Source organism: Belnapia sp., assembly GCF_059504005.1.
The window spans coordinates 1-5,909 of record NZ_JCACHU010000071.1 but is presented as its reverse complement, the minus strand read 5'-3'; the positions used below and the strand labels follow the sequence as shown (position 1 = coordinate 5,909).

At 63.2% G+C, this 5,909-nt stretch carries 6 protein-coding genes and 1 pseudogene; 5 read left to right on the top strand and 2 right to left on the bottom strand.

Going from position 1 to position 5,909, the window contains the following annotated elements; translation table 11 throughout:
* Nucleotides 1-108 precede the first annotated feature (108 nt).
* On the bottom strand, nucleotides 109-1,041 hold the full coding sequence (locus AC5JJ1_RS11095) for an IS5 family transposase (protein WP_495785182.1): 933 nt from the start codon (nucleotides 1,039-1,041) through the stop codon (nucleotides 109-111).
* Between the two features lie 228 nt (nucleotides 1,042-1,269).
* Here AC5JJ1_RS11095 and AC5JJ1_RS11090 point away from each other — a divergent pair, with 228 nt between their 5' ends.
* From AC5JJ1_RS11090 to AC5JJ1_RS11075, 4 genes are all read left to right on the top strand, one after another.
* Nucleotides 1,270-2,295 (top strand): hypothetical protein, encoded by a 1,026-nt coding sequence (locus AC5JJ1_RS11090; protein WP_495785181.1) that lies wholly within the window; start codon nucleotides 1,270-1,272, stop codon nucleotides 2,293-2,295.
* 12 nt (nucleotides 2,296-2,307) lie between these two features.
* Nucleotides 2,308-2,883, top strand: coding sequence for a substrate binding domain-containing protein (locus AC5JJ1_RS11085; protein WP_495785184.1), 576 nt, complete (start codon nucleotides 2,308-2,310; stop codon nucleotides 2,881-2,883).
* Nucleotides 2,884-3,533: 650 nt separating this feature from the next.
* Nucleotides 3,534-4,091: a dihydrofolate reductase family protein gene (locus AC5JJ1_RS11080; protein WP_495785180.1), complete on the top strand. Its 558-nt coding sequence runs from the start codon at nucleotides 3,534-3,536 to the stop codon at nucleotides 4,089-4,091.
* Between the two features lie 159 nt (nucleotides 4,092-4,250).
* On the top strand, nucleotides 4,251-5,147 hold the full coding sequence (locus tag AC5JJ1_RS11075) for an IS5 family transposase (protein WP_495785183.1): 897 nt from the start codon (nucleotides 4,251-4,253) through the stop codon (nucleotides 5,145-5,147).
* A gap of 65 nt (nucleotides 5,148-5,212) precedes the next feature.
* On the opposite strand, the gene AC5JJ1_RS11070 is transcribed toward AC5JJ1_RS11075, so the two are convergent.
* Nucleotides 5,213-5,701: a ketopantoate reductase C-terminal domain-containing protein gene (locus AC5JJ1_RS11070; protein WP_495785179.1), complete on the bottom strand. Its 489-nt coding sequence runs from the start codon at nucleotides 5,699-5,701 to the stop codon at nucleotides 5,213-5,215.
* A gap of 65 nt (nucleotides 5,702-5,766) precedes the next feature.
* Between AC5JJ1_RS11070 and AC5JJ1_RS11065 the strand changes: the two are divergent.
* Nucleotides 5,767-5,909, top strand: a pseudogene (locus AC5JJ1_RS11065) (IS5/IS1182 family transposase); the annotation flags it as partial.

The window sequence follows — 5,909 nt, the reverse complement described above, 5'->3', positions numbered from 1 at the left end:
CCGGAGCGAGACGCTCGAGGTGATGCGGCCGCGCTGCGGGCGTGAGCCGGTGCACGGCTCTGTTGCACGAATGAGCTGACGGTCAGGGTTTCCCTTCCCCGGACAGCCTCATCCTACGGCTTCAGTGACGGGTACTCCGAGCGCGGTGAAGCCGTTCAAGACGGCCACACGAACCTGGAACTCAGCGACCTGACGGTCAAAGTCCCTCGCTGACAGGCGTTGGCCCAAGAGTTTGACGCAGTGCATTTTGGTCTCTGCGCGGCTTCGGCGGTGATAGCCGCTCCATCGTCGCCAGATGGTCCGACCGAAGCACTGCGATGCACGGAGGGCTTCATTTCGTGCAATCGCCCCGGTGCCATCGGCCTTCCAGGGTTTGGCGTTCTTTCGGGGCGGTACGATCGCGGCGGCGCCGCGGGCGACAATGGCGTCGTGGCGCTTGCGGGTGTCGAAGGCGCCGTCAGCGGTGACACTTGCGATCTCCTGGTCAGGCGGGATCTGGTCGAGAAGCTCGGGCAACATCGGTGCGTCCCCCACATCGCTGGCGGTGAACTCCGCCGCCCGGATTTCCAGCGTCTGCTCATCAACTCCGATGTGTGTCTTCCGCCAGACCCGGCGCTTGGCGGCGCCGTGTTTGCGCGCGTTCCACTCCACCTCGCCCTCAACCTTGATGCCGGTGCTGTCGATCAGCAGGTGCAGCGCGCCCTGCGACCCGCGATAGGGGATGTCGACCTTCACGGTCTTCTGGCGTCGGTTCAGGGTACTGAAGTTTGGCACGGTCCAATCGAGGCCGATCAGCCGCAGGAGGCTCTCGACGAAGCCAGCCGTCTGGCGCAGAGCTAGGCCGAACAGCACCTTCATGGTCAGGCAGGTCTGGACAGCAGCATCGCTATAGAGGGGCTGTCGGCCCCGCTTGCCGGTCGGCGCGGCTTGCCAACTCATCTCCTGGTCAAACCAGATCGTCAGCGAGCCGCGTCGCTTGAGCCCGTCGTTGTAGGCCGGCCAGTTCCTGGTCTTGTAGGTCGGCCGTGTTGGTCTGCTCATGCCGTCCAGCTGTCACGCTGGATTCACAAGATGCATCCCCTCAGGCCATCTATGCAACAGAGCCGATTTGCTTCGACAATATGCAAATTCATTCCGCACTGAGCGTATAAAGCCAGGCTGTTAAATCGATCTGAGGTAGTGCTAGCCTCCCCAACAGTGTCTACTTCGTTTGGCGCCTGCACCTTAGCAGTGTGCAACGGGGAGTAGTCCCAAAGGGGAGGATTCCGCGTGGCCTTTGACCCGTCCAACTACACCTTCACCAAACTCACGCAGTTCGGCGACTATGATCCGCCTACTCTCTATGACATCAACAACAAAGGCGAAATCATCGGCGAAACTGGAGTAAAAGGCATCCTGCTGCGCAATGGTGTCGTGACTGACGTGATCGTGCCCGGAGCAGTTCGCACCATCCCGCAGGGGATCAACGACAAGGGCGACATTGTCGGCACCTATACCGATCCAGACTTCTCGCTCCATGGTTTCCTATACAGCCAGGGCGACTACACGCAGCTGGACATTCCTGGCGCTGGCCGCACGGATGTCACGGGCATCAACAACCGCGGCCAGATTGTAGCCTTCGCCGCCGATGGCGGCACGGCGACCGAACCAGGCGGCTACATCTACGAAAAGGGCGAATGGAGCAAGATCGAGGTCATCAATGACCCCGACGCCTTTCTCGTTCCCGATGGCATCAACAACCGTGGGGTCATCGTCGGATCAACCAGCAACGAAGCCTTTGTGCTCGAGGGCGGCCAACTGACCTTGGTCGACAATCCGCTGTCCGAGTTTTACATCGATTTCAGGGACATCAATAATCAGGGCCAAGTCGCTGGCACCCTCGCGCCATTCGCGCGCTCCAGTTCTGGCTTCGTCTACGACGACGGTGAGGTCACGACGATTGGCCCGCCTCGGCCGACCGACCGGCCAACGCAATGGACCATCAACGGCATCAACGATGCCGGTGCCCTCGTCGGAAACTTCGACAATAGGTTCAGAGACGAACAGGGAGACCCCACCGGCAACTATGCCTTTATAGCCACGCCCAAGGTCGCCCAGCCACCAAAGCCTGCCCAGCCGGCCGTAGACTGGAACGAGCTGGCTGCACGGGTGGAGGCCAACTTCGCGGCCACTGGCAAGTGGTTCATCCCTGACGACATCAGCGTGCCAGAGCCAGCCGAACCCGCCGTGGACTGGAACGCCTTGGCGGCTCAGGTCGAAGCGAATTTCGCCGCCACCGGGAAGTGGTTCCTCTAGGCTCCGGCCTCGATCAGGCCCATCCGCGTAGAATGGCGCTTCGAGACCCGTCAGGTCGATCTGATTGGGCAGGGTTTCGACGCCGCCATCGGCAGCGGCATGGAACTGGCGCCAGGCGTGGTGGCTCAGCAACTCGCGCCGCTGCATGTCATCGCAGTGGTTTCGCCGGAGTATTTGCAAGGTCGCCAGCCGTCGCAGGAACCACACAAGCTAGCAGACATGGATGGAGTCTCGATGCGCTCGGCGCTCACCGGGCGCCTACGCATCTGGAGGATGCGTAATCGCAAAGGGGTGGAAGCCACACTGCAGCACAAAGCGCGCCTGATGGCCGACGAGCCCGAGGCGATCTGCCGTGCAGTCCTGATGGGATTAGGAGTGGTAATGATCTCCATGACAAGCGTGGAACGTCATCTGCAAAGCGGCGCGCTCCAGCGCCTGCTGCCGGATTGGTATGCTGACCTCGGTGCCGTATCCCTCTACTTCCCCAGCCAAAAACTGCTGCGCGCCAAAACCGGCGCCTTCGTCGATTATGTCACCGCCGCGTTTCGCAAACAGAATTTGGCGCGGCGATTTTCAGCGGAAGGCTGACGGAGGGGAAGGACAGGACAGATTGCGGCTTTCAGCGGTGAGCAGCGTCCGCACCGACACTCAGGCAAGGAAGACCGGCAAACAAGTCCTAAATTCGGCGGTTCGAAGAGACATTCCACGACCGCTCGTGGCGCAACGATGACTCGACGTTTGCAGTTCCCGATGTCCGCTTGCGGCTGAGCGGCGTCCAGACCTGACTAACCGTCGTGGGCGCAAAGCAGTCGATCCAGCCACTTCAGAGCATATGCCTACACCGTCTCCGAACCTGACCTTATCCGGCGAGGGTTCCGAGCTTGAAAGGGCTAGATGCAAGCCGTAACCTATGGGAACCCATCGGGTTGTTGGATAAGGGAAGATATGGAAAGTCTCGCGTTGGCGAGTAGGCAGTTCTTAAGGTGGGAAGCGCGCGACTTATCGCAGGAAGCAAGCTCGTATGGACGGCTTTGCTAACCGTATCCGAGCTCTGACAGATCCCGTCACTGCCCGCCGGAACAGCTAGGGTTGGCCAACAGTGGCCGGTCCGATTGGAGCGCATAAGGCAGAGAAGCAGCTCTAACCGGTAGGGTCAATTCCGGCCCATAGTGGAAGTTGAGCATCTACGGCGAGCAATCGGCCTTCATGTTCCCCGTTGTCTGGCTTAGACTTGCCGCTTGGGATTATTGACTTTCAGCATTAACGTCACCCTGGACGGCTGCGTCGATCATCAGGAGGGAATCGCTGATGACGAGACGCACGCCTTCTTCACCTGCCTCTTGGACGAAAGCGGAGCAATGCTGTGGGGTCGCGTCACCTACGAGATGATGGAGAGCTACTGGCCGGCAGTCGCCCGCGGCGACGAGAAGGCGCCGCCCGCAATACAGGAGTGGGCGGTCAAGCTGGAGGCCAAGCCGAAATACGTCGTGTCATCGACGCGAACGGCCTTCCCGTGGACTAACAGCCATCACATCGGCGGCGAACTGCGCACGGGCGTGCAAAGGCTCAAGGACGCTACCACGGCCGGTGTACTTCTTGGTAGCGGCAAGCTTGCGGCCGAGCTCGACCAACTAAATCTAATCGACGAGTATAAGCTCCTCGTGCACCCCAGGATCGCGGGCCACGGCCCGACCCTCTACCAAAGTGGGCTGCCCAGCACGCGACGGTTGGAGCTGATTTCGGCCAAGCCGCTTCGCAACGGCGCGGTCGCCATGCATTACCAGCGCGCGCGCTGAGCAACACCTTGTTGCACGAGTCGTCGGCATAGACGGCTTCAGGTAGGCTGGCGTTGGGGGCGAGCCCTCGACGCATGAGGGACGCCTACCAGGCCATTCAAGGCGAACGCTGACCGCCGGCATCATATCCCAAAACAGCGTCACAAGGTGACCAACTGGATGGAGTACGATGCGGGCCTGCGCGCTCGGGGTAGCCTGACCGTGTGGTTCTCCGAGGCGGCGATCGAAGGCTGGCGCGCTGAGGTGCGCACCGGCCGTGGCGCCCAGCCAAAGTACTCGGCCCTGGCGATCGCAACTGCCTTGACGCTGCGGGCCGTGTTCCGCCTGGCGTTGCGCCAGACAGAGGGGCTGATTGGCTCCATACTGCAGTTGCTTGGCCTCGACTTGGGGGTGCCGGACCACTCGACCCTCAGCCGCCGGGCGGAGACGCTGGAGGTGCCCCGGCCGCCCGGCGGGCGTGAGCCAGTGCACCTGCTGGTGGACAGCACCGGGCTGCGGCTGTGCGGGCCTGGTGGGTGGCTGGAGGAGAAGCACGGCAGCAAGCGTCGCCGTGCCTGGCGGGTGCTGCACCTCGCCACGGACGCCGACACCGGTGAGATCGCCGCGAGTGTGCTGACCAACCGAGATGCCGACGATGGCTCCCAGGTCGGTCCCTTGCTCGACCAAGTGGATGGGCCGGTGGTGGCCCTGACGGGCGACGGTGCCTACGACCGTGACGATGTCTATGCCGAGGTGAGAGCGCGGCACCCCGATGCCGCCGTCGTCGTCCCGCCACGTGCGAGTGCGGTTCCGAGCGCCGCAGCCGAAACCGCGCCGACGCAGCGGGATGCGCACCTTCGATGTATCGCTGAGCGCGGCCGCATGGGCTGGCAGCGAGCCTCGGGATACAGCTGGCGCGCCTTGGTGGAGGCTGACATCTCGCGCTGGAAGCGCGTCATCGGTGATGGACTGCGATCGCAAACGGAAAGGCGCCAGACGGTGGAGGTGGGCATCGCCGCCAGAGTGCTGAACCGCATGCTCGAGTTGGGGCGACCGGAATACGTCCGCGTCGCGTGATCCAGTTGTCGGCTGGGAACTATGCGCCCAGGCCGCCGACCTATGCAACAAAGTCGCGGCCACGCCTACGCCGCAGCGCGCTCGCGCTCCTGGCGTGCCTCATAGGCGGCCACGTGGCAGCGGGCGAGCCGCAGGACGGGCGTGGGCACGCCCATCTGCTCGGCCCGGTCCGCGAGGTCGCCAAGAGTGTGCTCGCCCTCCGTGGGGCCGCCGCGCTCGATGTCGCGCAGCATCGAGGCGGTCAGCGTCGAGCCTTCCTTCGTCAGCACACCCATCAAGAAGTTCACGAAGGCGGGCCGGGGCTTGTGCCCGGCCACCGCGGCCACCGCACGGCACTCAGCGAGCAGCGCGAGGATTGCGTCCCGCCCCCCGGGCGCGGCAAGGATGTCCCCGATTGCGGCGCGCATCAGGCAGGTTATGCCCGCGGTCGTGGACAGCGCCACCCACTTCTCCCACATCTCCTGCACAATCTGCTCGCTGGCCTGCGGGGCGAAGTTCACCCCCTGGAAGGCCGCTGCGATGGCCCGCACGCGCTCGCTTAAGAGCCCGTCCATGAAGAACTCCTGTATTCTGAATGCGTTGCGGCAGGACATCTGATGGGAACAGCGGAGCTCTTGCCATGTGGACGGCAGCGGATCGGGAGCGGTACGGGCGCGAGAAGCTGCGCTACCCGAGCGATCTGACAGATGCGGAGTGGGCGCTGATATCGCCGCTGATCCGGCCCGGCAAACGCGGCGGGCGCCGTCGTTCGGTGAACCTGCG

Bases quoted from the DNA above. Each gene is read 5' to 3' on its own strand.
- AC5JJ1_RS11095 (WP_495785182.1), bottom strand. From the start codon at position 1,041: ATGAGCAGACCAACACGGCCGACCTACAAGACCAGGAACTGGCCGGCC.
- AC5JJ1_RS11075 (WP_495785183.1), top strand. From the start codon at position 4,251: ATGGAGTACGATGCGGGCCTGCGCGCTCGGGGTAGCCTGACCGTGTGG.
- AC5JJ1_RS11070 (WP_495785179.1), bottom strand. From the start codon at position 5,701: ATGGACGGGCTCTTAAGCGAGCGCGTGCGGGCCATCGCAGCGGCCTTC.